Annotated in this window: 26 protein-coding genes; 14 read left to right on the forward strand and 12 right to left on the reverse strand. The window is 69.5% G+C overall.

The features are described from left to right. Positions 1-4: 4 nt before the first annotated feature. Positions 5-1,735, reverse strand: a complete 1,731-nt coding sequence (locus tag O7600_RS16390) for an NAD-binding protein (protein ID WP_281594176.1) — start codon at positions 1,733-1,735, stop codon at positions 5-7. A gap of 141 nt (positions 1,736-1,876) precedes the next feature. On the opposite strand from O7600_RS16390, the gene O7600_RS16395 reads away from it, so the two are divergent. The 3 genes from O7600_RS16395 to O7600_RS16405 all read left to right on the forward strand — a co-directional run bounded on the left by O7600_RS16395 (position 1,877) and on the right by O7600_RS16405 (position 4,813). Beyond that, positions 1,877-2,356, forward strand: a complete 480-nt coding sequence (locus tag O7600_RS16395) for an MSMEG_6728 family protein (protein WP_281588341.1) — start codon at positions 1,877-1,879, stop codon at positions 2,354-2,356. A 217-nt stretch (positions 2,357-2,573) separates the two neighbouring features. Beyond that, complete coding sequence (locus O7600_RS16400) at positions 2,574-4,100, forward strand: FAD-dependent oxidoreductase (RefSeq protein ID WP_281588343.1); 1,527 nt, start codon at positions 2,574-2,576, stop codon at positions 4,098-4,100. Positions 4,101-4,372: 272 nt separating this feature from the next. Continuing rightward, entirely contained in the window at positions 4,373-4,813 is a 441-nt protein-coding gene (locus O7600_RS16405; RefSeq protein ID WP_281588345.1) for an HNH endonuclease, read from the forward strand. 145 nt (positions 4,814-4,958) lie between these two features. On the opposite strand, the gene O7600_RS16410 is transcribed toward O7600_RS16405, so the two are convergent. Continuing rightward, on the reverse strand, positions 4,959-5,582 hold the full coding sequence (locus tag O7600_RS16410; protein WP_281588347.1) for a TetR/AcrR family transcriptional regulator C-terminal domain-containing protein: 624 nt from the start codon (positions 5,580-5,582) through the stop codon (positions 4,959-4,961). 69 nt (positions 5,583-5,651) lie between these two features. Here O7600_RS16410 and O7600_RS16415 point away from each other — a divergent pair, with 69 nt between their 5' ends. Next, positions 5,652-6,203 (forward strand): peroxiredoxin-like family protein, encoded by a 552-nt coding sequence (locus tag O7600_RS16415; RefSeq protein WP_281588349.1) that lies wholly within the window; start codon positions 5,652-5,654, stop codon positions 6,201-6,203. Here the strand turns inward: O7600_RS16415 and O7600_RS16420 are convergent. From O7600_RS16420 to O7600_RS16430, 3 genes are all read right to left on the reverse strand, one after another. Then, entirely contained in the window at positions 6,178-6,789 is a 612-nt protein-coding gene (locus O7600_RS16420) for a hypothetical protein (RefSeq protein ID WP_281588351.1), read from the reverse strand. The genes O7600_RS16415 and O7600_RS16420 overlap by 26 nt on opposite strands. Before the next feature lie 59 nt (positions 6,790-6,848). Next, on the reverse strand, positions 6,849-7,616 hold the full coding sequence (locus O7600_RS16425) for an enoyl-CoA hydratase/isomerase family protein (protein WP_281588353.1): 768 nt from the start codon (positions 7,614-7,616) through the stop codon (positions 6,849-6,851). Positions 7,617-7,694: 78 nt separating this feature from the next. Beyond that, on the reverse strand, positions 7,695-10,094 hold the full coding sequence (locus O7600_RS16430) for a M4 family metallopeptidase (RefSeq protein WP_281588355.1): 2,400 nt from the start codon (positions 10,092-10,094) through the stop codon (positions 7,695-7,697). 172 nt (positions 10,095-10,266) lie between these two features. On the opposite strand from O7600_RS16430, the gene O7600_RS16435 reads away from it, so the two are divergent. Then, the gene (locus O7600_RS16435; RefSeq protein ID WP_281588357.1) at positions 10,267-10,722 is read left to right on the forward strand and encodes a protealysin inhibitor emfourin; all 456 of its coding nucleotides are present in this window, start codon (positions 10,267-10,269) and stop codon (positions 10,720-10,722) included. Between the two features lie 9 nt (positions 10,723-10,731). On the opposite strand, the gene O7600_RS16440 is transcribed toward O7600_RS16435, so the two are convergent. Beyond that, the gene (locus O7600_RS16440) at positions 10,732-11,616 is read right to left on the reverse strand and encodes a LysR family transcriptional regulator (RefSeq protein ID WP_281588360.1); all 885 of its coding nucleotides are present in this window, start codon (positions 11,614-11,616) and stop codon (positions 10,732-10,734) included. 72 nt (positions 11,617-11,688) lie between these two features. Between O7600_RS16440 and O7600_RS16445 the strand changes: the two genes are divergently transcribed. Beyond that, the gene (locus tag O7600_RS16445) at positions 11,689-12,345 is read left to right on the forward strand and encodes a type 1 glutamine amidotransferase domain-containing protein (protein ID WP_281588362.1); all 657 of its coding nucleotides are present in this window, start codon (positions 11,689-11,691) and stop codon (positions 12,343-12,345) included. 60 nt (positions 12,346-12,405) lie between these two features. Here the strand turns inward: O7600_RS16445 and O7600_RS16450 are convergent, their stop codons facing one another. From O7600_RS16450 to O7600_RS16465, 4 genes are all read right to left on the reverse strand, one after another. After that, positions 12,406-13,020 carry a histidine phosphatase family protein gene (locus tag O7600_RS16450; protein WP_281588364.1) on the reverse strand — a complete coding sequence of 205 codons (615 nt, stop codon included), beginning with the start codon at positions 13,018-13,020 and terminating at the stop codon, positions 12,406-12,408. 68 nt (positions 13,021-13,088) lie between these two features. Then, a complete protein-coding gene (locus tag O7600_RS16455) occupies positions 13,089-13,523 on the reverse strand; it encodes a VOC family protein (protein ID WP_091568982.1) in 435 nt (144 codons plus the stop codon). 35 nt (positions 13,524-13,558) lie between these two features. Further along, on the reverse strand, positions 13,559-13,960 hold the full coding sequence (locus tag O7600_RS16460; RefSeq protein WP_281588366.1) for an AraC family transcriptional regulator: 402 nt from the start codon (positions 13,958-13,960) through the stop codon (positions 13,559-13,561). Then, positions 13,957-14,814, reverse strand: a complete 858-nt coding sequence (locus O7600_RS16465) for a sigma-70 family RNA polymerase sigma factor (RefSeq protein WP_281588368.1) — start codon at positions 14,812-14,814, stop codon at positions 13,957-13,959. Before O7600_RS16465 ends, O7600_RS16460 begins: the two co-directional genes overlap by 4 nt. Positions 14,815-14,942: 128 nt before the next feature. Between O7600_RS16465 and O7600_RS16470 the strand changes: the two genes are divergently transcribed. The 4 genes from O7600_RS16470 to O7600_RS16485 all read left to right on the forward strand — a co-directional run bounded on the left by O7600_RS16470 (position 14,943) and on the right by O7600_RS16485 (position 18,357). Beyond that, positions 14,943-15,407 (forward strand): carboxymuconolactone decarboxylase family protein, encoded by a 465-nt coding sequence (locus O7600_RS16470; protein WP_216642296.1) that lies wholly within the window; start codon positions 14,943-14,945, stop codon positions 15,405-15,407. A gap of 112 nt (positions 15,408-15,519) precedes the next feature. Further along, the gene (locus O7600_RS16475; RefSeq protein ID WP_281588374.1) at positions 15,520-16,329 is read left to right on the forward strand and encodes a hypothetical protein; all 810 of its coding nucleotides are present in this window, start codon (positions 15,520-15,522) and stop codon (positions 16,327-16,329) included. Positions 16,330-16,411: 82 nt separating this feature from the next. Continuing rightward, positions 16,412-17,305 carry a hypothetical protein gene (locus O7600_RS16480; protein WP_281588376.1) on the forward strand — a complete coding sequence of 298 codons (894 nt, stop codon included), beginning with the start codon at positions 16,412-16,414 and terminating at the stop codon, positions 17,303-17,305. Between the two features lie 410 nt (positions 17,306-17,715). Continuing rightward, positions 17,716-18,357, forward strand: a complete 642-nt coding sequence (locus tag O7600_RS16485; RefSeq protein WP_281588378.1) for a hypothetical protein — start codon at positions 17,716-17,718, stop codon at positions 18,355-18,357. 406 nt (positions 18,358-18,763) lie between these two features. Here O7600_RS16485 and O7600_RS16490 read toward each other — a convergent pair whose 3' ends face one another. After that, positions 18,764-18,988 carry a hypothetical protein gene (locus O7600_RS16490; protein WP_281588380.1) on the reverse strand — a complete coding sequence of 75 codons (225 nt, stop codon included), beginning with the start codon at positions 18,986-18,988 and terminating at the stop codon, positions 18,764-18,766. A gap of 1,110 nt (positions 18,989-20,098) precedes the next feature. Here O7600_RS16490 and O7600_RS16495 point away from each other — a divergent pair. From O7600_RS16495 to O7600_RS16510, 4 genes are all read left to right on the forward strand, one after another. Continuing rightward, a complete protein-coding gene (locus O7600_RS16495) occupies positions 20,099-20,590 on the forward strand; it encodes a hypothetical protein (RefSeq protein ID WP_281588382.1) in 492 nt (163 codons plus the stop codon). Between the two features lie 1,173 nt (positions 20,591-21,763). Continuing rightward, positions 21,764-22,336, forward strand: coding sequence for a GIY-YIG nuclease family protein (locus O7600_RS16500; protein ID WP_281588384.1), 573 nt, complete (start codon positions 21,764-21,766; stop codon positions 22,334-22,336). A 590-nt stretch (positions 22,337-22,926) separates the two neighbouring features. Beyond that, a complete protein-coding gene (locus tag O7600_RS16505; RefSeq protein WP_281588387.1) occupies positions 22,927-24,606 on the forward strand; it encodes a hypothetical protein in 1,680 nt (559 codons plus the stop codon). An 879-nt stretch (positions 24,607-25,485) separates the two neighbouring features. Beyond that, on the forward strand, positions 25,486-25,722 hold the full coding sequence (locus O7600_RS16510; protein WP_281588389.1) for a hypothetical protein: 237 nt from the start codon (positions 25,486-25,488) through the stop codon (positions 25,720-25,722). Positions 25,723-25,755: 33 nt separating this feature from the next. Here O7600_RS16510 and O7600_RS16515 read toward each other — a convergent pair whose 3' ends face one another. Further along, positions 25,756-26,301 carry a hypothetical protein gene (locus tag O7600_RS16515; protein ID WP_281588391.1) on the reverse strand — a complete coding sequence of 182 codons (546 nt, stop codon included), beginning with the start codon at positions 26,299-26,301 and terminating at the stop codon, positions 25,756-25,758. Positions 26,302-26,583 lie beyond the last annotated feature (282 nt).

A 26,583-nucleotide genomic window follows, 5' to 3' on the forward strand; every position in this document is an offset into this window, starting at 1 on the left:
AGGCTCACTCAGCCGCCTCGCGGGGCGCTGGTGGCCCGGTCGGCGCGGGCGGCGGCGCGGGTGTGGTCTCCCGGAGCAGGGCGGTCAGCCCGGCCCGCCGGGCCACCACGGTCAACCGGTCGCCGGCCTGCAGCACCATGCGCGGGTCGACCGACCAGTCGGCCTTCTGGCCGGCGCGGGTGTGCGCCAACAGGCGCACTTCGCCCGGACGGGCCACCGTGCCGAGCGGTCGCCCGTCCAGCGGGGAACCCGCCACCACCGGCACCTCGGTGACCAGCAGCGCGTGCCGGTCGACCGGGATGGTGGCGATCACCGCGCGGTCCAGCAGGGCCGCCGCGAAGGACGGCGCGGCCAGGTAGGACACGCTGCGCGAGATGCCGATGCCGAACGCCTGCTGGATCCGCTCGGCGAAGTCGCCGTCGAACAGCCGCAGCACCACCCGCAGGTCGGGGTCGAGCGAACGGGCGATCAACGCGGCACGCAGGTTCGTCCCGTCGTCGGTCGAGACCACCACCAGCGCCTGGCAGGTGTCCACCGAGGCGGAGCGCAACGTCTCCTCCAGGCCGGCGTCGCCGACGATCAGCGGCACCCCCAGCCGGTGCGCGAGCGCGGCGCCGCGCGCGTCCGGGTCCTTGTCGATGGCCACCACCTCGACGCCGAAGTCGTGCAACTGGGCCATCACCCTGGTGCCGATGTTGCCCAGCCCGACCATCACCACGTGGCCGGAGCGGTCCGGCTGGATCCGGCCGGAGTGCAGGGCCAGGCGGGCGTTCACGATCCCGTCGACCACGACGGCCGTGATCAGCGGGATCAGCGCCAGCCCGGCCAGGTTGAGCACCACCTGCATGACCTGGGCGGCGACCGGCTTGGTGACGTCCGGGTCCTGGCCGCTGAGCGTGGTGACCAGGGTGAGGTACAGCGCCTCGCTCCAGTTGACGCCGGCGGCCTGGGCATTGAGCCAGCCCAGCGCGACGATCACCCCGAGCAGCACCAGCACCGCGGCGCCGATCTTGCGGGTGGCGAAGCTGCGCACCGCGCGGAGCAGCACCTCGACGGGTTGCCGGCGCCGCCGGGCCCGGACCAACCGGCGGGCGGCCAGCTCGGTGCCGGCCGGCCGGCCGGTCGCCTCGGCCAGCACCACGTCGGCCGCCGCCTCGTCCGCGGGCAGTACCCGGACCAGCTCCGGATCGTCGGTGACGGCCAGGCCGCACACCACGTCCGCCGGGCGTACGTCGACACGGCGGGCGACGTAGAGCGTGCGGCCGGCGTGCCGGAAGTGGGTGGGGGCCAGCTCGCCCAGCGCGGCGGCGACGAAGGCCGGGGCGGCCATCGAGGCGTCGGAGATGACCGCCGAGTCGGGGAACAGCTGCCGCAGCCCGTCCGCCAGGCCGGTGTTGAACATCCGGACCACCAGCCGTAGCCGGGGTTCGACCTCCTGGGCGCAGAGCGCGGCATGCATGTTGCCGACGTCGTCCTGGCGCAGCAGGGCCAACCCGGCCGCGCCGCCCAGCCCGGCCCGGCGGAAGGTGGCCTCATCGAGCCGGTCGGCCGTGACGACCCGTACCCCGGGCACATCCCGCCCGTCCGGGCCCTCGGATCGGCGGCGCTCCGGCACCACGAGCGTGACCCGCACCTGCCCCTCGGCCGAGTCGGTGGCGAGCAGCGACCGGGCGACCCAGTAGGCCAGCGGGTCGGCGCCGCAGATCACGTAGTGGGGCCGTTCGTCCCCGTTCATCCGGAGTCGCCAGCCGGTCGCGCGGCGCGCGCGGTCGCGCAGGGGCTCGGCCATGCCCGGATCGTAGTCAGCCGCTCGCGGTGGGCGCAGCCCCCTCGATCATGAACGCATGGCGTCGCCGGGTACGGGTAGAGCACCCGCATGCAGACGTTCCTGCCGTATCCGGACTTCCTGGCCAGCGCCCGGACCCTGGACCAGAAGCGGCTGGGCAAGCAGCGGGTGGAGACCATCCAGGTGCTGCGCGGCCTGACCCGCCCGGACTACGGCTGGCGCAACCATCCCGCGGTGAAGATGTGGGCCGGGTACGAGGAGGCGCTGACCCGCTACGGGCTGGACATGTGCGCGGTGTGGTGCGAGCCGGGCCGGGCGGACACCTGCGCCGCCACGCTCGCCACCGACCTCGCCGCCGCCTGCGGCATCGCGGTGATCCGGACCCAGGACGAGCTGGCCTCGACCGGCGAGCTGCCGCCCTGGCTGGGCCGGGACGACCTGCACCGCAGCCACCGCTCGTCGCTGCTGCGCAAGGACCCCGCCCACTACGCCCCGCTGTTCACCGACGTCTCCCCCGACCTGGAGTACGTCTGGCCCCCCTCCGACCGCCCCCGCCGCTGCCTCCCGTGAAAGGAAGGGCCCCCTATTAACGCCTCCGGTAGAGGAAGGGCCCCTTGTTAACACGCGCCCGCGCGCCCGCGCAGGCGCGTGGGCGCCGGGCGCGCGGGGCGCGGACCCGCGAGGCGCCGGGCGTTAAGAAGGGGCCCCGCACATCCCTATGCGTTAAAAGGGGTCCCTTCCTTTCACCTCAGGCAGACTGGGGGGACCGCCGACTGGAGGATGCCCCGTGGGTCTGTCGCAAGTGGTAGGTCGCCTCATCGGCGTACGGGAGCACGTGGTGGACCCGGGCGGCGGTGGCGCCCCGCGCGTGCCGCGACCGGTGACGGCGCTGGTGGTGGGCGGCGGCATCGCCGGCATGTCGGCGGCGGTGGTGCTGGCCGAGCGCGGGGTGGAGGTGACCGTGCTGGAGGCCGCGCCGCACCTCGGCGGCCGGCTCGGCGCCTGGCCGGAGGAGCTGCCGGACGGCGTCCAGCGCAACGAGCACGGCTTCCACGCCTTCTTCCGGCAGTACTGGAACTGGCGGTCGATCCTGCGCCGGGTCGACCCGGCGTTGGGTTTCCTCAAGCCGATCCCGGGCTATCCGATCCTGTCCGCGCAGTGGCCGACCGAGGAGTTCGGCAAGCTGCCGCCGGCCCCGCCCGCCAACCTGCTGGCGCTGCTGCTGCGCAGCCCGAGCCTGCGCCTGGCGGACCTGCGGTCGATGGACCGGGACGCCGCGCTGCCGCTGCTCACCTACGACCCGGTGCGGACCTACGCCGAGTTCGACGAGCGGACCGCCGACGAGCTGCTCAGCTCGTTGCGGCTGCCGGACCGGGCCCGGGCGATGCTCTTCGAGGTCTTCTCGCACTCGTTCTTCAACCACGAGGCGGAGATGTCCGCCGCCGAGATGATCGCCCAGTTCCACTTCTACCTGCTCGGCAACCCCGAAGGGCTGGCCTTCGACTGCCCGGACGAGGACTACGCGACGGCGATCTGGGAGCCACTGACCCGGCACGTGGAGAAGCACGGCGGCCGGGTGCTCACCGGCGCTCCGGCCGCCCGGCTGGACCGTACGCCGGAGGGTTGGCGGGTGACCGGCGCCGACGGCGACGTGTGGGAGGCCGCGCACGTGGTGCTGGCGGTCGACCCGCCCGCCCTGGCCGCGCTGGTCGACGCCTCCCCCGGCCTGGCCGTGGCGGCGCCCGAGCTGGTGGCGCGGATGCCCGCGTTCGGTCGGCCCGGTCCCCCGTACGCGGTGGCGCGCTACTGGATGGACGGGGACGTGCGCCCGGAGCGGGCGGTGTTCAGCGGGGTCTCCCGGCAGCCCACCCTGGACTCGGTGACGCTCTACCACCGACTGGAGTCCGAGCCGCGCCGCTGGGCGGAGCGCACCGGCGGCTCGGTGCTGGAGCTGCACGCGTACGCCTGCGAGCCGAACGTCCCGGCCGACGAGCTGGCCGCGCGGATGTTGCGGGAGCTGACCACGCTCTGGCCGGAGGTGGCCGACCTGCGGGTACGCGAGCTGCGCGCCCGGGTCGAGGCGCGGGCCCCGGCGTTCACCCCGGGCAGCCACGCCGGGCGGCCCGGGGTACGCACCGACGCGCCGGGTCTCTACCTGGCCGGCGACGGGATCCGCACCGAGTTCCCGAGCGCGCTGATGGAGCGGTCGGCGGCGACCGGGATCATCGCCGCCAACCACATCCTGCGCGCCGAGGGGGCGGCGGCCGAGCCGGTCCGTTCGATCCGCCCGCGTGGTCTGCTGGCCCGTCGCTGAGGCGCGGGTGGGATCGAAATGCGTTGCCCGCCTCTCCGGTGTGGACCTACCGTGAACGCGCAAGGTCAACCGCCGCTCCAGGAGCCGTCGATGTCGCTACGACCCGCCACCACGATGACGTCGTGGCTGCTCAGCGACGGCTGCCGGGCGGAAGGCCCACGGCCCGGAAGGTCCGACTGACGCGCGCCGCGCGTTCGTGTCGTCGCCGCCCGGTCCCCGTGGACCGGGCGGCTTTTTCGTCGCCGTACCACCGATCGTGAAGGGAGAGCCCGGTGGACGCCGTCCTCGTCATCAACGCCGACCTCGGCCCGCTGCACCGGGTCACCGTCAAGCACGCGATCCGGATGCTCTGCCGCCGGGTCGCCGAGATCCACGAGTCCGAGCCGGACCGGGTGATCGGCGTCTTCCCGCTGCCGCGGGTGGTCCGCCTCGTCCGGTACGTGGTGACCCGCTGGCGGTTCACCGCCGGTCCCGCCTGGTCCCGGGCCGGGGTGCTGTGCCGCGACGGCCGGCGGTGCGCCTACTGCGACGGTCCGGCCAACACGATCGACCACGTCCTGCCCCGCTCGCGCGGTGGCCGGAACACCTGGGGGAACACCACCGCCGCCTGCTACGGCTGCAACCAGCGCAAGGGCGACCGGACCCCGGCCGAGGCGGGCATGCCGCTGCGGCGGGAGCCGGTGACGCCGAGCTGGGCCGCGCTGGCGCGGTGACGGACGGCCGGCGGGCACAGGGGGCGGTGTCGGGGGACTTCCCCGGCGCGGCGCCCGCCGGCCCCACCGTCACCGGTCGTTGGCCCGGCCGGTGACGGTCATCAGGGCCGACCGGTGACGGCCGGCGACGGTCGCCGGGGCCGGGTCATCCATCGAGCTGCCGGGCCAGCCCGTCGAGCAGCAGGTCGAGTCCGCCGCCGAACTCGTCGTCCGGGCCGACCGCACCGGCCGCGCGTGCGGTCTCGGCCAGCAGCGGGAACTCGTCGCGGGGCAGCGCGGCGATGACCGCCGTGCCGGGGCCGCCCAGCGCGCCGAGGTGCTCCATCTGGATCGCGCCGACCACGTACGCGAGCAGGGCGCGGAACGCGACCACCCGTCGGGTGCCGGCGAAGCCGCCCCGGGTCAGTACGGCGAGCGCGGCCTCGCCCCAGCGCAGGATGCCGGGCGAGCGGTGCCGGTGCGCGGGGAGCAGCGGCACCACGGCCGGGTGGGCGCCGACCGCGGCGCGCACGCGGTGGACCAGTTCCCGGATGCCGTCCGGCCACGGCACGTCGAGCGGCGGGCGCATGTCCACCCCGTCGAGGACCCGCTCGACGACTAGCGCCTCCAGCTCGTCGCGGTCGGCGACGTAGCGGTAGAGGGCCATCGTGCTGGTGCCGAGCCGCGCGCCGACCGCCCGCATGGTGAGGCCGGGGAGGCCGTCCCGGTCGAGCACCGCGAGCGCCGCGTCGGCGAGCTGGGCGGGGGTCAGGGAACGGGGACGCGGCATGGCCTTGACAGCGTACAAGATACGCCTACGGTTGTAGGAGTACGTCGTACGCCTACAACGGGAGCGCGCATGGACGTCGTCACCCCCCGCCACCTGACCAGCGTCACCGGCGCCGAGGTCGCCCTGCCGGATCCGGACCGCCTGGCCCACCTCCAGTTCCGGCGGTTCGCCGGCTGCCCGGTCTGCAATCTCCACCTGCGCTCGATCGTCCGCCGGCACGCCGAGATCGAGGCGGCCGGCGTCCGCGAGGTGGTGCTCTTCCACTCCCCCGCCGACGAACTGCGGGAACACGTCGCCGACCTGCCCTTCGCCGTGGTGGCCGATCCCGACCGGCGGCTCTACCGGGAGTTCGGCGTGGAGTCCGCGCGGCGGGCGCTGCTCGACCCGCGCGCCTGGCTGCCGATCCTGCGCGCCGTGGCGAGCGGCACCCGGCACGTCCTGCGCGGCCGGGAGCGGCTGCCGTCGCGTACCCCGCACGGCGGTCGGCTCGGGCTGCCGGCCGACTTCCTGATCGCCCCCGACGGCCGGGTGCTCGCGGCGAAGCACGGTGAGCACGCCTCCGACCAGTGGTCGGTGGACGAGCTGCTGGCCCGGGTCAGCGGGAGCCGGTCGGCGCGGTGACCGCCGGATCGCCGGGGTGTTTCCGCAGGAACGCCTCGGCCCGCGGCGCGTCCCGGAGGATCTGCCAGCTGCCGATCGCGAACATCACCGAGGTGACGCCGAACAGGAGGAACCACATCGGGGCGAGGCTGAGCAACAGTTGGCCGAGGTTCAGCGTCACCAGACCGCCGATGATGGGGATCTGCCTCCGTAGCCGGACCATCTGCGCGGCGGCGGTCCGCAGGAAGGGCAGGTCGTCCGGGGAGTCCACCACACCGCGCCGGACGGCCCGGACCAGCTCCCGGCGGCGGCGGAAGCTCACCGCCCACAGCCGGGACTCCCGGTCGGCCCGGTAGCTGCCGCTGCGAACCAGGCCGACCAGCCCGACGATCTCGAGCACCAGGCCGAGCACCGCCAGGACCGCGCCGGTCACCGCCACCCCGGTGGGCGGGTCACCGCGTTCCACCCAGCTGCCCGGGAACGCGCCGCCCGCCGCCAGCCCGACCAGCAGCGACACCAGCCCGAACGCCAGCACGGTGCCGACCAGCAGCAGGCGGAACCGACGCCGCTTCCGTCGGATCTCCCGACGCTCCGCATCACTGTCCACGATGGTCCCCCGTTCGACGGTCGGAACGTACCCGTCGGGGGGTGCCGGTCAAACGGCGGTCAGCGGGCGGCCGGCGGGGTCCAGCCGAAGCGCGGGGCCCGCCGCTCGTTGATCGCCGACACCCCCTCGCGGGCCTCGCCGCTGTCCCGCACCTGGGCGTGCCACCAGGCCAGCCGGTCGGCGTCGGCGCGCCCGTCGACGATCTCCTTGGCGGCGGTCACGGTCAGCCGGGAGCGCTCGGCGATCGCGGTGGTCAGCGCCGCGACCCGGTCGGCCAGCGCGTCGGCCGGCAGCACCTCGTCGACCAGGCCGATCCGCAGCGCCCGCTCGGCGTCGACCAGCTCGCCGGTGAAGAGCAGGTGCTTGGCCGCGGACGGCCCGACCAGCCCGGCCAGCCGGCGGGTGGTCGGCGCCGGGTAGACCAGGCCGAGCCGCGCCGGCGGTACGCCGAACCGGGCGTCCGCCGCGGCCAGGCGCAGGTCGCAGGCGACGGCGAGCTGACATCCGCCACCGACGCAGGCGCCCTCGATCGCGGCCACCGTGGGGCGGCCGAACGCGGCGAGCCGTTCCTCGGCGGCCACCGCGATGCTGCCGTCGCCGGCGGCCAGCAGCTCGTCCAGGTCGCCGAGGTCGGCGCCGGCGCAGAACGTGCCACCCGCTCCGGTGAGCACCAGGACCCGGACCGCCGGGTCGGCCTCCAGGCCGTCGAGCAGCACCGGGAGCTGTCGCCACATGGCCGGGGTCATGGCGTTGCGGCGGGCCGGGTTGCGTATCACCACGGTCGCCACCGGGCCGTCCACCGTGACGGTCAGTTCCGCGTCGGACATGGGTCCGACCGTAACGGGCGGGGCCCGGTGACCACCCGTGTGGGGTGGCCGCCGGGCCCCTGGGGTCGGGCGGTCAGGTCAGGAGACGTTGACCGCGGTGTCGTCCACGACGAACGAGGTCTGCAGGGAGCTGTCCTCGGTGCCGGTGAACTTCAGGGTGACCGTCTGTCCGGCGTACGAGGCCAGGGAGAACGACTTCTGGCTGTAGCCGCTGGCCTTGTTCAGGTTCGAGTAGGTCGCCAGCGTCGCCAGCACGCTGCCGGAGGAGCTGAGCACCTGCACGGTCAGCTTGTCGTACTGCACGCTCGAGGTGGTCTCCGCCGAGTCGATGTGCAGCCAGAAGCTGAAGTTGTAGCTCGCGCAGCCCGACGGCAGGCTCACCGACTGCGAGAGCGTGTCGGTGTGGGTGCTGCCGTAGCCGTCCAGCCAGGCGTTCCAGGTCCCGCCGTGGGTCGGCTGGCCCTGCGAGCCGTACTGCCCGATGACACCGGAGGTGGCGGACCAGACCGTGTTGCCGGACTCGAAGCCCGGGTTGCCGAGCTTCTGGCCGGGGCTGGTGCAACCGCCGCCGCTGCCGTTGACGGTCAGCGTGTAGGTGGCGGTCTTCGTGCCCGACGCGGCGCTGCCGGTGACCGTCACCGAGTACGTGCCGGACGGGGTGCCCGAGCTGGTGGCGATGGTCAGGGTGGACGACCCGCCCGAGGTCACCGACGACGGGCTGAACGACGCGGTGGCGCCGCTCGGCAGGCCGGACGCGGAGAACGTCACGGTCTGGGCGCTTCCGCTGGTGGTGGCGGTGGAGACGGTGGTGGACACCGAGCCACCCGCGGTCACCGACCCGGCGGTCGGCGAGACCGAGACGGAGAAGTTGTTGCCGGTGGAGCTGCACGGCGCGTCGTTGCCGGCCACGTTCACCGCGGTCCACGCCGCCTGGACGGCCTTGTACTCGGTGGAGCAGTTGCCGTACAGGTCGGTCGCCGCCTTGAGGGTGTACGCCCGGGCGGTGTTGTTCGGGCTGCTGGTGCTGACGTACTGGGTGTTCGAGGTGAAGTACACGTCGAGCGCCCGGTACCAGATCTTCTCCGCCTTGGCGCGGCCGATGCCGGTCACCGCCGGGGCCGAGCCGCAGACCGGCGAGGTGCCGTACGCGGTGGAGCCGGTGCCCTCGGCGAGGTTGAAGAAGAAGTGGTTGCCGACGCCGGAGGAGTAGTGCACGTCCTTGTTCTTCGTGCTGGTGGACCAGCAGGAGTCGGACGAGCCGTCCAGCGACGGGTTGTACATGTAGCGCAGCGGCGTACCGTTGCCGTTGATGTTGATCTTCTCGCCGACCTGGTAGTCGCCCGGGTCGCTCGGCGCGGCAGCGTAGAACTCCACCATGTTGCCGAAGATGTCGCTGGTGGCCTCGTTCAGGCCACCGGACTCACCGGAGTAGACCAGCCCGGCCAGCGCCTCGGTCACGCCGTGGCTCATCTCGTGCCCGGCGACGTCCAGCGAGACCAGCGGACGGGAGTTGCCCGAGCCGTCGCCGTAGGTCATCTGGGACCCGTCCCAGAAGGCGTTGACGTAGTTGTTGCCGTAGTGCACCCGGCTCGGCACGCCCTGCCCGTTGCCGAAGATGCCGTTACGGCCGTGCACGTTCTTGAAGTAGTCGAACGTCTTGGCGGCGCCGAAGTGGGCGTCCACGCCGGCGGACTGCCGGTTGGAGGTGGCGCCGTTGCCCCACACGTTGTCCGCGTCGGTGAACGTGGTGCAGGTCGAGGTCCCGTTGTTCATGTCGCAGGTGCGGCCGTTGCCGTGCGACGGGTCGATCATCTGGTAGGTGCTGCCGGAGAGCGTCGTGTCGATGCTGACCGTGCCGGTGTAGATGCCCTGGCCGCTACCGACCACCGACTCGATCTCGTCGTACGATCCGATCACCTTGCCGGTGCTGGCGTCGGTGACCACGTGCAGCTTCGACGGCGTCTGCTTGTCCGCCTTCCACCCGGTGGCGACCGTCTCCCAGGCCAGCCGGCCCTTGCCGCTGCTGGCGTCCACGAACAGCTCCGGTGCGCCGATCGAGGTGAGGGTGCCGGAGAACGCCTTGCGCGCGCTGGCCTTGGCCGCGGACGCGCCCACCTTGGCGCTGGTGCCCAGGGTGAGCGGGGCGGACAGGCCGACCGAGGTGCCGGTCATGGTGCCGTTCGGGGCGGTGTGGACGACGAAGTCACCGCCGTAGACCCGCAGGCCCTGGTAGGTCCGGGTGTAGCGGGTGTGCGCCGCCCCCGAGGGGTCGACCTTGGTGCGGACGGCCTGGTAGGCCTCCCCGCTGGCGCCCTGGACGGCGCCGGGGTTGGCACGGACCAGGCTGTCGGCCCGGGCCGCGGCGGCGGGCTCGGGGCTGGGGGCGCTGGGCGCTGCCGCTTGCGCCGTGGTGGTGACGCAGGTCAGCACGCCGCTGGTGAGCAGCGCTGCGCTGACGGCGGCGACGGATCTTTTCACGGGCCCTCCTCCGAAGGCGAAGTTGTGACGGGGGTAGTCACTGATGTAGATATAGCGATACATCGAAGAACGTGAAAGAGGTCGGCGGCTTCTCGTCCGAGACACTGACCGAACGGATGAGGAGGACGCGGTGCTCCGGAACCGGCTGGCCCCGCCGTGCGTCCGATCCGGCATGAGAGCAGCCCCCGCCGTGGCGGCCGCCGTCGCCGCCCTCCTGATCCCGCTCGCCGGCTGCGCCCGGGCCGACGCACCGACGTCGACACTGCCGCAGGCCACCCCGCTGCCCGGCGTCGAGGTGGTGCTCGTCAAGTCGGGCGGCATCGCCGGGCTCACCGACACCATCACCGTGCACGCGGACGGCACCTGGACGACTACCGACCGGGCCGGCGCCGAACGCGAGGGCCGGCTCTCCGAGGCGGACCTCGACCGGTTGCGGCGGCTCGCCGCCGACCCCCGGCTCACCGCCGAGGCTGCCGTCACCGTGCCGGCGACCATGTGCGCCGACGCGTTCAGCTACCGGCTCACCATCGGGCCGACCACCAGCTCCTACGTGGACTGCCCGCCGCAGGCCACCCCGCCGGCCGCCACCGCCGAGGTGGTCGACCTGCTCACCCGCGCCACCGGCTGACCCACCCGCTCACCAGCCGGGCGTCGCCGCGAGCAACGCCCGGCGCACGGCCTGGACCTCGCGCCGGCCGGCCACTCCCGGCCGCGCCGCGAGGAAGAGCGTGTTGAGCGGGGGCACCGGCGGCGCGAGCAACGCCCGCACCGCGCCGGAGGCCAGCTCACCCCGGCAGAGGTACGCGGGCAGCACGCTCGCCCCGGCCCCCGCCACCACCGCCGCTCGGACCGCCCGCAGGTCCGCCACGACCAGGCTCGGCGTCCGGGTGAGCCGGGTGTCGAAGACGGTCCGCCAGTACCGGCGCAGGATCGGCCCCTCCTCCCCGTAGGCGACCAGCGGCACGTCCCGCAGCGCCACCGGGGTCACCGGATCGGGCAGCCGGTCGGCCCAGAGCGGCGCCGCCACCAGAACGAACTCCTCGTCGTAGAGCGGCTCCACGACCACCCCCCGCCGACGCGGTCGCACGCTGGTCACCGCCAGGTCGAGCCGGCCGGCCACCAGGTCGTCCAGCAGCCGCTCCGGCAGCCCGGCCACGACCCGCAGCTCCAGCCCTTCGGCCACCAGCCCGCCCAGCGCCGGCAGCACCCGCTCCGCGAGCAGCTCGGCCGGCCCGCCGAGGAAGACCGTCCGCGCGTACGCGGCACCCGGCTCGTCGGTCAGCACGGCCGCCAGCCGGTCCAGCGGCTCGGCCACCCGGCGGGCCAGCTCGTCCCCGGCGGCGGTCGGGGTGACACCGCGCGGCAGCCGGTCGAAGAGCGGCCGACCGACCGCCTCCTCCAGCGCGCGCAGCTGCGCGGTCACCGTGGGCTGCGCCACACCCAGCAGTTCGGCCGCGCCGGTCACCGACCCGGCCCGGTGCACGGCGAGGAAGCTGCGGAGCAGGTCCAGGGACACCTTCACATCAGTAAACCTATCGCTGACGTGACTCTCACCTATTGGTCAGCTATGGATCGGCGCGCCAGCATGGAACACATGACTCGTGCACTCATCGCCCTGACCAGCCACTCCGAACTCGGCCGCACCGGCCGCACGACCGGCTACTACGTCGGCGAGGCCGCCGAGCCGTGGGAGGTCTTCCGGGCCGCCGGGTACGACGTCGACCTGGTCTCGGTCGCCGGCGGCGAGCCGCCGGTCGACGGCCGGGACACCGACGACCGGACCCAGAACGACTTCCTCGCCACCGCCGGCGTGACCGACACCCCGAAGGCGGCGGACGTCGACCCGGCCGGCTACGACGTGATCGTCTTCGCCGGCGGCCACGGCACCATGTGGGACTTCCCCGACGACCCGGACCTGGCCCGGATCGCCCGCGCGGTCTACGAGCGCGGCGGCGTGGTGGCCGCCGTCTGCCACGGCCCGTCGGCGCTGGTCAACCTCACCCTCTCCGACGGCTCGCGGCTGATCGCCGGCAAGCGGGTGGCCGGCTTCACCAACGACGAGGAGGCGGCCGTCGGCCTCACCGACGAGGTGCCGTTCCTGCTCGCCGACAAGCTCACCGAGGCCGGCGCGCAGCACGTCCCGGCGCCGAACTTCACCGAGCACGTGGTGGTCGACGGTCGCCTGGTCACCGGGCAGAACCCGCAGTCGGCCCGCGCGCTCGCCGAGGCCGTGGTCAAGCTCCGCGGCTGACCCGTCGGGCGCGCCGCCCGCCCTCGCGCGTCGTTCCGCGAGGCGGGCGTGGTTCGGGTGTCAGAACCGGTAGTCGTCGGGGAAGCCGGTGGCGCGCAGGTCGGGCGGCAGGTGGGCGGCGTCGTTCAGCGCGACCACCGTCGGCGGGCCGGCGTCGCTGTAGCGGATCACGGTCAACGCGCAGTTGGCGTGGTTGAGCCCGATCCAGCGCCGCTCCGGCGCCTCCAGCGCGTGCCGGACCAGCCAGGCGACCAGGAAGTTGTGCGTGATCACCAGCTCCCGGACGTCGCCCTCGGCGGGGGCGGTGGCGAACCGGGCCACCGCCTCCGCCGTCACGCGCGGCCCGTTTCGCCGTTCCGCGTCGGTGAACTCGGCGAGGAACGCGGCGTACCGTGCCGGCAGGCCGGTCGGGTCGGTGTCGTGCGGCATGTGGTCGCCGGCCCGCTCGTCCTCGTGGACCGGAACGCCCGGCAGCTCCTTGGCGACCAGCGCGGCGGTCTCCGCGGCCCGGGCCAGCGGCCCGTGGTGCACGGCGTCGATCCGCGCGCCGCGCAGCCGCTCGCCGAGCAGCGTCGCCTGCCGCCGGCCCCGGGCGGAGAGGCCGACCTCCGGCGCCTCCGTCCCGGTGTCCTCCTGCTCGCCGTGCCGGGCCAGGAACAACAGGCGGCTCGCCATCGGTCACCCCTTCAGGATCGGGAGTGGCCGACCCTAGTCGGTCGCTGCCCGACCCCGCAGCCCAGTGGTCAGCCGTTCGCCCACTGCTCCCGCGGGTGCATCTGGCCGATCCGGATCCGGTTGCCGAACGGGTCCCGGATGCCGAAGTCGATCCCGTACGGCCGGTCGGTCGGCTCGTCGGTCACCTCGACCCCCTTGGCCACCAGATCCGCGTACGTCTTGTGCGCGTCGTCAGTGGTCAGGAACAGGAAGCCACCGGCGGCGCCCTTGGTGAGCAGCTCACGGACCTGCTCGGCGGTCTTCGGGTCCAGCGCCGGCGGGCCGGGCTTCTCCAGCAGGATCTCCCGCTCGGCGTCACCCGGCACGTTCACGGTGAGCCAGCGCATGAAGCCGAGATCCTGGTCGGTGTTCACCTCCATGCCCAGCTTGCCGACATAGAAGTCGAGCGCCTCGTCCTGGTCGAGCACGTAGATCTGCGAGCGGGAAATCGAAGTCATCGTCATGCCGTCGACGCTAGAGCAACGCCCTGACCTGCTGCTTATCCAAAACTGCTGGGTCTGGTCCAGGATTTGGCGAAGCAGCTCGGCACGCTCCCGGCGGCGGACCGGCGCCGCCGGAAGTCGCGGGGCGACTCCCCGACGATGTCGTGGAACGTCCGGCTGAACGTGCCGAGGCTGGTGAAGCCGACCGCGAGGCAGATGTCGGTGACGTCCCGGTCGGTCTCCCGCAGCAGGGACATGGCCCGCTCGACCCGACGCCGTTGCAGGTAGCGGTGCGGCGTCTCGCCGAAGGTGGCCCGGAACGTCCGGATGAAGTGCGACTCGGAGACGTGCGCGATCCGGGCCAGCGCGGGAATGTCCAGCGGCTGCGCGTACGCCCGGTCCATCGCGTCGCGGGCCCGCAGCATGGCCCGGTTGGACTCCTCGGTCGCCCGACTCATCCGGCGACCACCAGGTCGAGGTCGGCGAGCTGGTCCGGGTCGGCCACCACCTCGATGCCGATGATCCGGTCGGAGACGGCGAAGCTGAGCGCGAGTCGGATCCGGCCGTCGAGCACCACCACCGCGCCGGCCGCCCCGTCGACCCAGGCGGGCACCGCCGCCTGCGCCCGCCCGTTGAAGAAGCCGGCGACCGCCGACGAGCCCCGGACCTCGGCGCTGCCACCCATCCGCACAGCGGCGGCGTCCTCCCGCAGCACCACGTGCGGGTCGAGCAGCGCGACCAGGTCGTCGAAGCGACCCTCACGGGACGCGGCGAGGAACGCCTCGACGACCCGACGCTGCCCGACCGGGTCGGTCACCGGGTCGGCCGAGCTGCGCTGCACCCGACGGCGGGCCCGGCCGGCGATCTGCCGGACCGCCGGGGCGCTGCGGTCGACCACCGGCGCGATCTCCTCGAAGGAGACGGCGAACATGTCGTGCAGCACGAACACCAGCCGCTCGGTGGGGCCGAGCGTGCTGAGCACGACCTGGAGCGCGTGCCCGACCCGCTCGGCGAGCAGCGCCTCCTGCTCCGGCTCCGGCACGGTCGAGGGCTCCTCGCCCACCTCGTCCACGGTCTCCTCGTACCGGTGCCCGGCCGACCGCAGCCGGTCCAGGCAGACCCGCCCGACGGTCGTGGTCAGCCAGCCCGGCAGGTTGTCGATCCCGGCCACGTCGGCGCGGCTCAGCCGCAGCCAGGCGTCCTGCACGGCGTCGTCCGCCTCGGCCGCCGAGCCGAGCATCCGGTGGGCCACCGCCCGCAGGCGGGGCCGCTGCTCCTCGAAGCGCCGGGCCACCAGGTCCGCGTCGGTCACGCCCTCTCGCCCCCCCACCGCCGCGTGATCGCCGTCACATCCGTCACACCACCGGCCCGGATCTCGACAGACGGGCGAGGGGCGGCGCACGGACGACGCCCAGCGTACAAGGACAAGGACGGACGACCATGAGCCTCGAAGCCCGCATGCCGAACCCGGCCGCGCTGCTCCCGGACACCGTCAAGGCGGTCAACCTGCTCTACCGGGCCGCGCACTCGGCCGGCGTGCCCGGCGGCACGTTGGAGCTGGTCCACCTGCGGGCCAGCCAGATCAACGGATGCAGCGCTTGCGTCGACTCGGGGGCGCGCGGCGCCCGCAAGAACGGCGAGACCGAGGAGCGGCTGTTCGCGGTGGCGGCGTGGCGGGAGACGCCGTACTTCACCGACGCCGAGCGGGCCGCGCTCGACCTGGCCGAGCACGCCACCCGTCTCGCCGACCGCGGCGACGCGGTGCCGGACGCGGTGTGGACCGAGGCGGCCCGGCACTTCGGGGAGAAGGAACTGGCGGCGTTGGTGCTCTGGATCGCCACCACCAACTTCTTCAACCGGATCAACGCCACCACCCGGCAGCCGGCCCCGCAGAACTGGGGCTGACACGCGAAGCGGGGACCGGCGCGGGGTGCCATCGGCATCCCGCGCCACCCAGCGTTCCCAGACGGTGACCCAGCGTCTATGAAATAGACGAATTCCGTTCTACGATCGAGCCATGCCCCCACCCCCCAGGGGCCGGGTCGCCCGCGCCAGGATCATCCCTCCCGGCCAGCTCGATCTCTTCCAGACTGCCGCAGACCAGGTGTTGGACGCACTCAAGCCCGGGTTGCGGGAGGAACGCTACGGTCGGCTCTGGCGCGTGGGCCAGACGAGCGTCCGCGACGGCCTGGTCTACGGGCACCTGGGCTTCCAGAAGCAGGTGGACGCGGACCTGTGGGACGACCGCAGCCAGGACTTCACCCCCACCGCCGTGGCCAGCGGGATGGCCGCCCCCTTCGCACTTCGCCTCGCCGATCTCGTCGTGGTCTTCCAGGTCCGCCGGGACATCAGAGTCATGTCGTTCACCGGGGCGTTGCGCTCCGTCCTCCGCAACGCGACAGCGGTCGAATGGGACGTCCGCTCCCTGACCGGCGAGACACGCTTCTCCGACTGGCGGCAGACCGTCGACCTGGTCACTCGCGTGCGCTTCCGCTTCGAGGACAAACCGACATTGCCATCGGGGGTCAGCGGCCTGCTTCACCTACTACGGCAGGCCAGCAGTGAACTGGCGACCCTGGATCTCCGATCCCGTGCCGGCGTCGACAGCGACTCCCCACTGATCAAGGAACTGCTCGGGTACACCGAGAACGGCCAGGGCGAACTGACCGCCGCAGGCCGGCGCACCGACGCCGGCGACGCCGAACGCGTCTGGGCCAGCTCTCTCGGCGGTGAGACCGTCCTCAACGAGGTGCCGGTGGACGCCACCACCCGGGAGGCGGACCACCAGGCCCTGCTGGACCAGATTCGTCAGGTGGAGGTGACCTGACCGGCCCACCTCGGCCTCCGATTCCGCGTCCGCCGCGCGATACTTCGGTGCCCACCGATCATCCCGCCGAGGAGCAGCCACGTTGGAGCCGAAGTCCACCCCGGTCGAGGACGCCGTCGCGCGTGCCCGCGACCTGGCCCTCGCCCAGGAGTTCCGGCCCGCGGTCGCGCTGCTCCGCGCGCACCTGCGGGCCCACCCGGACGACAGCCTCGCGTGGCGTCGACTGGCCGGCGCGCTCATCGGGCTGGACGATTGGGCCGCCGCGATCGACGCGGCCGGTCGCGCGATCGACATCGACCCCGGCGACACGGCGGCCTGGCGGTACCGTGCGCTGGCCCGGCACCTGCTCGGCCGGCACCGGGCGTCGTACGCCGACGCGCGACGCGCGGTCGAACTCGCCCCGGACGATCCGGAGGCGCTGAGCCTGCTCGCCGCCAACGTGCTCACCGTCGACCGCGACGTGGCCCGGTTCCGCGAGCTCTACCGGCGGGCGCTCACCGTCGACCCGAGCAGCGCGCCCGCGCGGCACAGCGCTCGGCTGGACCGGCGGATCCGCCGCCGGGGCGCGGCGATCCTTCTGCTCCTCGCGGTGTACCCGCCCTGGTGCGTGCTGTTCCTGCGCTGGCTCGTCGTCGACGACGGCTCCACCGACACCAACTGGACGATGTGGCCCACGGTCGCCGGCGTGGCCGTCATGATCGTCGCCGCCGTGGTCGGCCGGACAGCGGGCGCCGTGCCACTGGTGCTGACCTGGCGCGGGATCGTCGGGGCCGCGGGTGTGGCAGGGGCGTGCGCCGCCGGGGCGGTCTGGGGTGGGACACGCACGGCGACCACGGCCGCCGCGTTCGGGCTCGCGGCCGTCGCGATGTCGCTGCTCTTCTCGCTCGCGCTCCGACTCTCGCACCGGCGTGCGGCACGCCTGCCGGAGGAGGACGCCACCGCCGGCCCGGCGCGCGAGTCGGCCCGGGTCGCCTGATGGAATTGGAGCCCCCGGCCGGGATCGAACCGGCGACATCTCGCTTACAAGCTCTGTGCGCCGTGTCCGCAGACGTCCGGAAACGGCTGCACGCTCGGAGCTTCGTCCATGCCAGCGCTCCTCAGGGTGCCCGAGTCCGGGCCAGTTGCTGTCAGCGTTGCTGTCGACAGCCATTCCGCCGGCGGAGCTTGACCCCTTCGTCCCGAACGTGGGTGCGCGGCATCGTCCGGTGCCGTCCGGTGTTGCCTAGTGGCGCAGACAGCGGCCGTCCTGCTTGATCGTGCGGTCGCACCTCGGCTACTAACGATCCTTCGGCTGCCTTCTTGCTGCTCTATGCACCGTCGCCGTGCGCCTGCCTCGATACTTGTCGCTGCTTCCGCGTTAAGAATCTTGCTGATAATATCGCCGCCATGCTTAACGAAGACGTCGAGCGCATCCGGGAAGCCCTCAGCCCACTCTGCGAACCGCTTCATGACGTCTTCACTTGGGCTGACCAGCGGCGCAAGGAGACGCTGCCCGAGTTCGATGGTCGGCCGGAGTACGGATGGCATGGGACACATACCGTCCGCGCGTTCGCTCACCTCCGGCTGACCAGCCTCAACATCGGCCCCTGGCGGCTTGCCGGGAAGCACGCCCGCAATGGGGAACTCTGGCTTAGTGACGGCGACTACCGCGCACGGCTCCTGCACGCCCTCCGCGATGCGGACGTCCCGCCGGCTGGAAACAATGCCGCACGTCGGGCGTACTACCGGAACGTGCCGCTGTTCGCCTTGCCGCAGCAGCGGCTCGTGGGACCGCCGGACGATCGGCTGCTGTTCGTCTGGCGGATGGATCCGAAGACCGGCGCCCCCGTCTTCCGGGTCGTTAGACCGATCGGGAACTGGAAGTGGGGGGACCACGCGGAGACTGACATCGACTTCATCCTGCCGGAGACGGCAGAGGATCTTGCTGCACTAGAGTTCGAGCCTTCGGACGAGGGCATGGAGTTGGACATCCCGAACGAGGACGAGATGGAAGGCGGGATTGAGAATGCTGGCGGCAGCGCCGGGTGAGCGGCTTAGAACCCTGCGCGACATCCTCGGGCTGACGCAGAGTCAGCTAGCCGAGGTGTCCGGCGTCAGCCAACCCTGGATCTCTGAAGTTGAGACATCCAGCAGGGAAGCAACCCAGGACAAGCTGCAGCAGATTGCAAGCTCGACAGGCACACCCGCTAGCTTCTTCACAGCCCGTCCAGCGTCCGTCCCACTCGACACACTCCGCTTCCGGAAGTCGTCCGCAGCGAGGAAGACGACTGCCCGCCGGGTTCACGCGATCTACGGCGAGAGCTACCGGGTCACAGAAGACTTGGTAGACGTTGAGGGTTACCCCACGCCGTCACTACCCTTCGCCTCTGGTGACACCAGTCTCACCAACCCCGAGATAGAACAGCTTGCGAGCGAGACGCGAGAGGCGCTTCAGCTAGCTCCCGACAAGCCCATCCCGCATCTGACGCGAGCGCTCGAGCGGGCCGGGATCGCCGTTGCCCCGATGGTCCTGCCAGACATCGAAGGAGACGAGCAGGTTGCCGTCGGGCACTTCGGCGTCTCCTACTGGGGGGGACTGGGCGCTACGGCCTTGATCGGGTACTTTCCAGGGCATCAGGGTGATCGTGACCGCTTTACCCTTGCCCATGAGCTCGGGCATTTGGTGTTGCATACCTTTCGACCGAGGACAACCCACGGCCAGGCGGAAGAGGAGGCGAACCGTTTCGCCACGGCCTTGCTGATGCCTATCGACCGCGCCCGCGCCAGCATGTCAGACAGCCTTTCGCTGACTGATTACGCCCGACTGAAGGCAACCTGGGGTGTCTCCATCCAGGCTTTGATCATGCGCGGGCATACCGTTGGCACCATTGGTGACACTCGGAAGAACTCTCTGTTCGTGCAGTTGTCAGCAAAGGGATGGCGTAAGCAAGAGCCGGTAGCTGTGGGTCACGAATCACCCAAGTTGCTATGGACACTGCTTTCCCGTCGGTATGGTGAGCGCCCCTATCTCCAGGGCGCAGACGCGTTAGCAATCCACCCGACGCTGCTAAGGTCAATCGCACCTACTCCTCAACTGACTCTTGGCATTAAGGGTCAAGTCGGGCCGACTCGGAGCGACGAGGTGAGGAAGGTCGACTTCGGCGCGGGACGCAGAGCTATTCGGCGGCGCAGAGCGTAGCGCAAGCAAGCCACACTTGGACGGCTTTGCCCGAATCGCGGCAGTTGTAGCGGTGTTGGAGGTAGAGTGCGCCTTGATCGTGATAACGACAGCCTCGGCGTCTGGACACGCCGACTGTCGGATTTCTGACACTACCTCTGGTGTGCCGTTGGTAACTTCATGCAACCCCTGACCGATGAAGTTACTAAAGGTGGACCCGAGTGCCCGGAGGAAAAGGCGGCAAAGCCGAGGTCCAGGAGCTACGGGATGACGTCGATCTCACGCAGTACGGAGAGGATGGCGAGGGTTTCCGCAACCGTCTGCGGGTAAGCATCGGTGAGACGGAGATGTCTTTGATCATCGGGCGCCAGTCCAAGATGGCAGTCGCACTGCTGGTCACCAAGGCTGCACCACCTTGGGCGACGGCCCGGTACACCACCGTCGGCGCGCTCCGTCAAGCCGGCTTCGAAGTCGTTCACTCACCCACCCGAGGCAATCCCCTCCACGTCTCGGTCTTCCCACCGTCCGGACCACACGGGCCCGCCGAGTGGGATGACGCTATGGCGATGAGCTTCGACAAGTGCTTCACTGAGTCCACGGGAGGTGATACTCGTGAGTAAGTCCGTTCTTCCAACGCTAGGCAACTTGGCATGGGCGCCGGTCACGTCAGTGGAGGAGGTCGAGATCTTCGACCGATACAACGGTGTACCTTCATTGGGCGTGTTCAGAACGGGCGGCCAGTCCCACTTGTTTTGGCGCGTGCTTGGCTATACGGGCGACATCTCTCTCTGGCTGTACGTTCCGCTGTCAGATGGAGATGAGGAGACCCTAGAGGATGACGAGGGCCCTGGTCTCTTGGACGGAATCGTCTACAACTCGCCTAGGCAGCGCTATGTGACTGTCGGCGTTGCCAACTACTACAGGCTCCTGTTCGAGCGCGAGTGGAGCATTCCGGCTGAAGCAAAGCATGGAGAGATCCTCCGCTCTTTGATTGAGGATGTTACGGCAGCTCTTCAGCTTGCAATTGATGAAGGACTTCCTGCCAGTAGGAGAGAGGACTTCAAGAAGGCGCAGGAAGCTGTGCGTCATCTTGTCGCCTGCTAATAACCTCAAAACGCGCCGCCCCTAACCCTTGATGGGCCAGGGGCGGCTCGTAGTTTCTTCAGGGACCGCACTCGCCAAGCTTTTGCCATCCCGCCTGCCACCGACCCACCCCGCTGGGGGAGCGGGCAGGCGCCCGGCCCGCCATGTCAAGCGCACCTTAACGGCTCGTACGGACGCTGGCGTTTTGGGGCGGTGGTCTGCTCGGCTCGGCCTCGGTCGTCGGAGGTGGGCGGGATGGCTTCCGCAACCACCCGCGGACGGTGACCCGCCGGCGGAGCCCTGGCCATCCAGGAATCGTTGCGCCCCCGCCTGAGGCGCAGCAACCACAGCACGTGACTTCCGCCAGCTCGCCGATGCGGCCGGCGTGCGCTCCCCTACGACGCGCGGGCTTGTGGCCGCGCGGCCCGGCCGGCTGCCGGCCCACCCCTCACCCGTCAACGTCCTGTCGTTCTGCGGCGGCCCACCGGGCTCCCCGCTCTCCGCGCCAGCCGCCGGGCGTCAGACGTGACGGCCGCACAGCGACAGCGGCAGCTGCCGTCACGCGCCTAGTACTCCAACGCCAGTTCGCTTGTCTGCGCTAGTAGTGGGCCTTACGTGGATGTCCGGAAGCCACAGTCTCCATGCACCAAGGCCACTACACACGGTCTGCGTGAAGCGCTGCGGACGCCCGAGGACGGCCGGAGGCCGCCCGCAGGGCGGACCGCAAGCGCAGCTGCCCCCTTGATCTATGAATTACGAGATCAAGTTGCCCACCTCAGTCTACTTGCCCTAACCGCCGCCTGGCCTGCGGAAATCCCTCTCGGCATCTTCTCAGAGTCGGTGGTCGCGGTCCGGCCTCTTGAGGACTAATGAGGACTGATGCAGTGCGCGGTGCCGGCATCTGATCCGTAGATTCCCAAGACCCTGTCTAGGCCGTCCGACGCCGTCCGCCTAGTCCCGGTTCTCGGCGCTCGACAACCCGATCGGTCCCCGTACCCACCGGTCCGGTCCGCCCCGGTGGCTTCCACGCGTGGCTCCCAGGCTGTCAGCGTCAGAGGTGTTGTCGTACACCCGTGGTACTCGTAGTTCGCCGACCCGTGCGTGTGGTCGATCGGCTCGTCCGCTTGTCGCGGTCTCCGTCAGTCCGGCGCGGTGGTCGAGATATCGAGGCATTCCCCGATCGGAAGGTAGACGGTGACGACCTACGAAGCGACGTTTCAGCACTGCGAGTTGATTCGCCGGAAGATCAATGATCTAAGTAAGCGACTGGCCGAAGCCCAGGCACAGCTCTACACCGCTATCGACCGCGAGTATCGCGACGGACGGTTGGACATGGACGATCTCGCGCTCATCTACGAGCGGGCGCGTGGGCTCGGGCCTGGGTTCACCACGAGATGGGATGAGCATATGTCGATCCCCGCAGGCACCGTGCAGTACCACTGGCGCAGCCGGGTAAAGACACGACCGAACGCGCCCGGAGGCACCCACTGGCACGGGTGCTACCCATACGAGAGGGACACGATCACTCCGCCTCGGGGACAGGCGGTCGTGTATGTGCTGTACGACGCCGATGCGAATCCGATCTACGTCGGAAGCACGAAGGCGTTCAGAGATCGGATGAGAAGTCACCGGAGGGACGGCAAGCCGATGACCTCCTGGTTGGCGTACCCGTGCGATAGCCGGGAGGCGGCATACCTGCTTGAGAGCAAACTCCTCGACGAGCGCCGGCCTTCGATGAACCGCACTGGCCGAGGTGCGGCAGCATAAGAGTCCGGCAGGTTCTTCCCAACCCAGCCGGAAGCCGCTCGGCAGTGACCTGGCTGGAGCTGCCTCGCCTCGCGCCGACCGTGTCCAGGAGCTGACCACCGTTGACCCTCGACCTTCGGCCCCAAGGGACACGCCAACGGGCACGGCGACCGAGGGATTATGAGATCAAGACGGGCGACCCGGCGACCTGCGTCACGAGGCCCCTACCAGCGGAAACACGTCTCAACATCTCTCACCACTCCCCCACGTCCGTCGACCTCTTGCGGACCAGATGCGGACCGCTAGCTTGCCGGCGGCTCGGCCCCGCACACCGTTTAGGAAGTTTGGACCCGGCCCGAGCCTGCTCGGCAATGACCTGGCTTGGCCTGCGTCTCGGCCCCGGCTCGCACGTTCAGGAGCTGACCGCCATTGACCCTCGGCACCGGCCCCATCGGGCACGGAACGGGTACGCCCGGCTCCTCTGCTTGCCAAAGATCGAGACTCATGCCGGCCGGCGTCGGTGCGTGCAGGCCGGGCAGGCCAGCCAACGCCAACTGAAGTATCGACATTCCTTCCCCGTCGCCTCCATGATTGTCGACTAGCATGCAATCATGGGAAGGCGCTCGTCGGGATCCAAAAATCGAGACAGACGGCAGATTCTAGTGGATGAGGCGGGCGAGAAGCTCACCTCGTTCGCACTCGACCTCTGGCAGGACATCTACGCTGAGCAGAATTCGTTCAAGTTGATAGAAAAGTTTCTGCAGAAAGAGGGCGTTCCCCCTAACTCGTCGCTTAGTGGACCGCCGGCTTTTGAATTGCTCGAGTCTCTGTCAGAGATTCTTGAGGAAAGAGCCGCTGAGTACGCCGCCCGTCACACCTATCATCGCCTGATTCAACGCCTACGACTCCTTCCTGCGCCGATCTACGGCTCATGGCACTTCAAGAGCCCCAATTCCTACATGGAGCGCCGCGAGTGGGCTGAGGTGCTAGCCTTCAAGTACGCCTCACCCCCAGCCGCCGGGCCAATTTATTTCGCTGATCAAATTCTCATTGATCAGAAGAACCTTCCCGCGTTGCTCCGATTCGCTGAGGTGACTCGGATTTACGCCTCTATGCAGGTACTAAAGCGGTGTGCCGCTATGGATATTCCTATCCTTTTCGAGGAGGGCAAACTTCCTGACGTTGATCGCATCCATCCGCTATGGGCAGCCATGCAGCGGCTTGATCAACGGCGAGGAGCCCACCTCGGTTACTTTGGGGTGATTCTGAATAAGGATTCGGGATTCGAATTACCATCTCCCGATGATCGGTTCATTGTCGCAACGATCACTCTATCCAACGCTTGGACCGATCACACATATGTCGATTGGTTTAAAGATGTCGGCGTTCGCCTTGCGTCATTCTCGTATATCCCCGTTGGAAGTAGAATCCCGGGCCTGATGCGCGGACATAGGTGGTATCCGCCATCCCTTCCATACTTGGCGCTGGCGTCAACCGCCATGATCCTGAAGTTCGGTCAGGACAGGGCCTCGGACTTGGCGATACGTCGTTACGGGTTAGTCACGATGTCGCGAAGACTGTTCGAGCGAAACTTCGAGGCCCTGCTCCAATCACCCACGGCCCAGATGTACGCAAACTTCTTCCCCTCCGATCACCCATTGACAATGGACGGGATGATGAATGCGTTAAATGATCCGCTTCAGGCCCACCCAGACACGAAGGTTCCCGTGTTAGTATCGGCTGGCTCAGATGCAGTCGTGCTTGACCTTTGGGCTTTGGGTCGCAAAATATTACTCGACATGAATTCGCCATCGACCGGCGAGGTTCAGAACGTTAGAGCTGAGAACTTTGAATTAGAAGTTCAGCGTATGATCGATGCGTCAGGATGGGCACCTCCGGCCGAACTCAGATCCCTTGTGCGCCGAACGCTGAGAAGGAGAGATGGATCCTCGATTACCGACATTGATGCCTTGGCGGTAAAGGATGGCGTTGGCATCTTGATTGCGTGCAAGAACTACCGAACGACTGCGCTTGGTAGAGCAACTGCCCCGCAGGCGCGTACTGTTCGATCTCAGCTAGCTCATGACTATACCGACTGGGAGCGAAAGGTTTCGGCATTGTGGGCTTCCCCGGGCCCCAATTACGACCTAACCGGCCTCGTGAAGGCTATTCCGCTCGTTCTGACACCCGATCCGACCTTTGTCGATCCTGCCCTTCTTCAGCCCCGTGACAACCAATTGCCCAGCGTCATGGCGCTATACGAATTTGAGTCCTTCCTGTTCAAGGACTAACCAGTCCAATCCCCGCAGTGCGCGAGCCCAGCCCGTCCTGCTGCCATCCCGTCTGCCGCCGACCCACACACCGTGGAGCAGACCAGGGCCAGGGCGACAAGGTGGAGCGCCCACCGGACGAGTCTCAATGAAAGTTGTCAAGCGCGGGCGCCGGCGGCTTGGGGATTGGAAGACGATCGCGGATGGCTGATCGGGTGGCTAGGCACCTGCTCAGCCCGTCCGTCAGCGCCAGATGGCGGTCTTGGCTCTACGACTGGCTGTAAAGCCACACTGGTCGGAAAGTGTGGACACGGCCGGAAGCTGCTCGGCAGTGGGCTGGCGCGACCTGCACCGCCGTCCTTACTACCACGTCCTGGAGCTGCCCGTCGTTGACCGTCGGTTCCCACCCCATCAGGCACGCAACGGGCACGCCACCCTCCCCTGCCTTGCAAAGATCAAGCCTACTGTCGGCCAGCGTCGATGACTGCTGCTGACCTGCTCGGCCTGTCGCCTGCAGTCGGTACCGGACTGGTTCCGCCGGTGGCTTGGCTGTACGCATGGCTGTACGGCCACTCATCCGTCGGATCGCCTTGACGCTACCGACCACCATGAGCCTGAGCCGCCGACGGCGGCCCGCAGAGGCTACTTGAAGCAGAGAGGCAGGGGATGGTTCCGCAGGCGAAGTACGTGAAACCTGGACTGCATGGCTACCGACGCGAAGAGTGGGTGGAGTCCGATACGGGACTGATCCTTCCGCGGGCTGCGTCTTCGCCGACTCAAGACCGAGACCAGGACCACGCCTTCGAATCCGAACGCACGGCCGGTTCGGGCAGGGCCGGGTCCTCATCTCGCCTCGACAAGGTTCGGGAGTGGGGGAATGCCTTCGCTACGTTCCTTTCTATGGTTCTGGCGCTTCTCGCTTTCGCCTTCGCCATCTATTCGCAGCAGCAGCAGGAGAAGTCGGAGGAGGCGCGTCGAGAACTTGAGCGGGCACAATTTATGATGCAGACTAAGATCGCAGCATATGAGGTGAGTCAACGTCAGCAGGCCGAGGGCAGGGCAGATGCGCGGCTGCAAAAGCAACTTGCGGAGAATGCGCGCCTTCGCAGCGAAATCCGCACCCTAAGGTCACGGTAATCGCTGACTGGACTCAGAGCCGTCCATCGTCTGTCATGACTCGCCGCTCGACTCGAACTGAAGGTCCGCCCGCATCGCCTTGAGTAGACGCTGTCGTGAGAGACCCAAGTCGCTGGTAACCTCCATGACCTCCTCCACATCCCGACGCTGCAATTCGCCCTTTAACTTGATCGAGGTCATTGCAAGACGAAAACGCAACAGCACGCTTTCAAATATTGCGCATTCCGCAATGACGTCCTCGCTCGCGGTAATGCTCATCTCATAACCGACGACTTCGGACTCGTGCAGGTATAAATCGGCCTCTTCTTCGACCTTTAGACGGCTTGGTGGGTCAGATGTGGTGATCAGTCGTCGAGCGGCGTCGGATGCTCGGGCTGTGACGTCTAGGAAGCGGACGTAGAGCGCTTTTCTTTCTTCTCGCGTCTTGTCCCGCACGTTGTCGGATCGCTGAATGCTGGCTTGCCTTTCCAAGGCTCGCTCTTGCCGCTTTCCTGCTCTATTGGCGCTTATCGTGCTGACGATCCCTACGGCTCCCGTCATCACCGTTCCAACTACCGGAACTGCCCACTCCCACGCCATGTCCCGATGGTCGCAGCCCGCTGCAACGAACATGTAACTGCCATCCCGTCTGCCGCCGACCCACACACCGTGGAGCGGGCCAGGGCCAGGGCGACAAGGTGGAGCGCCCTACCGGACGTACGACCTTGTCGCCCTGGCCCTGGCCCGCTCGGCTTGCCTGGGTCGGTGGCTGGCGGGATGGCATCCCACGTCAACCACTCTCCGACCGGAACCGTTCGGCAACTCCATCTCGGAGTCGTCTGGCCCCCGCCGGAGGCACAGCTCTAACCCGCACCCCTCCCT

This window comes from Micromonospora sp. WMMA1998 (assembly GCF_027497375.1).
Classification (GTDB): Bacteria; Actinomycetota; Actinomycetes; order Mycobacteriales; family Micromonosporaceae; genus Micromonospora; species Micromonospora sediminicola.

Bases quoted from the DNA above. Each gene is read 5' to 3' on its own strand.
- O7600_RS16515 (WP_281588391.1), bottom strand. From the start codon at position 26,301: ATGGCGTGGGAGTGGGCAGTTCCGGTAGTTGGAACGGTGATGACGGGA.
- O7600_RS16460 (WP_281588366.1), bottom strand. From the start codon at position 13,960: ATGAGTCGGGCGACCGAGGAGTCCAACCGGGCCATGCTGCGGGCCCGC.
- O7600_RS16490 (WP_281588380.1), bottom strand. From the start codon at position 18,988: ATGCCCGAGCTCATGGGCAAGGGTAAAGCGGTCACGATCACCCTGATG.
- O7600_RS16505 (WP_281588387.1), top strand. From the start codon at position 22,927: ATGGGAAGGCGCTCGTCGGGATCCAAAAATCGAGACAGACGGCAGATT.
- O7600_RS16455 (WP_091568982.1), bottom strand. From the start codon at position 13,523: ATGACGATGACTTCGATTTCCCGCTCGCAGATCTACGTGCTCGACCAG.
- O7600_RS16390 (WP_281594176.1), bottom strand. From the start codon at position 1,735: ATGAACGGGGACGAACGGCCCCACTACGTGATCTGCGGCGCCGACCCG.
- O7600_RS16410 (WP_281588347.1), bottom strand. From the start codon at position 5,582: ATGCCGCGTCCCCGTTCCCTGACCCCCGCCCAGCTCGCCGACGCGGCG.
- O7600_RS16510 (WP_281588389.1), top strand. From the start codon at position 25,486: ATGGTTCTGGCGCTTCTCGCTTTCGCCTTCGCCATCTATTCGCAGCAG.
- O7600_RS16450 (WP_281588364.1), bottom strand. From the start codon at position 13,020: ATGGCGAGCCGCCTGTTGTTCCTGGCCCGGCACGGCGAGCAGGAGGAC.
- O7600_RS16485 (WP_281588378.1), top strand. From the start codon at position 17,716: ATGCTTAACGAAGACGTCGAGCGCATCCGGGAAGCCCTCAGCCCACTC.
- O7600_RS16425 (WP_281588353.1), bottom strand. From the start codon at position 7,616: ATGTCCGACGCGGAACTGACCGTCACGGTGGACGGCCCGGTGGCGACC.
- O7600_RS16435 (WP_281588357.1), top strand. From the start codon at position 10,267: ATGAGAGCAGCCCCCGCCGTGGCGGCCGCCGTCGCCGCCCTCCTGATC.
- O7600_RS16470 (WP_216642296.1), top strand. From the start codon at position 14,943: ATGAGCCTCGAAGCCCGCATGCCGAACCCGGCCGCGCTGCTCCCGGAC.
- O7600_RS16415 (WP_281588349.1), top strand. From the start codon at position 5,652: ATGGACGTCGTCACCCCCCGCCACCTGACCAGCGTCACCGGCGCCGAG.
- O7600_RS16475 (WP_281588374.1), top strand. From the start codon at position 15,520: ATGCCCCCACCCCCCAGGGGCCGGGTCGCCCGCGCCAGGATCATCCCT.
- O7600_RS16395 (WP_281588341.1), top strand. From the start codon at position 1,877: ATGCAGACGTTCCTGCCGTATCCGGACTTCCTGGCCAGCGCCCGGACC.
- O7600_RS16445 (WP_281588362.1), top strand. From the start codon at position 11,689: ATGACTCGTGCACTCATCGCCCTGACCAGCCACTCCGAACTCGGCCGC.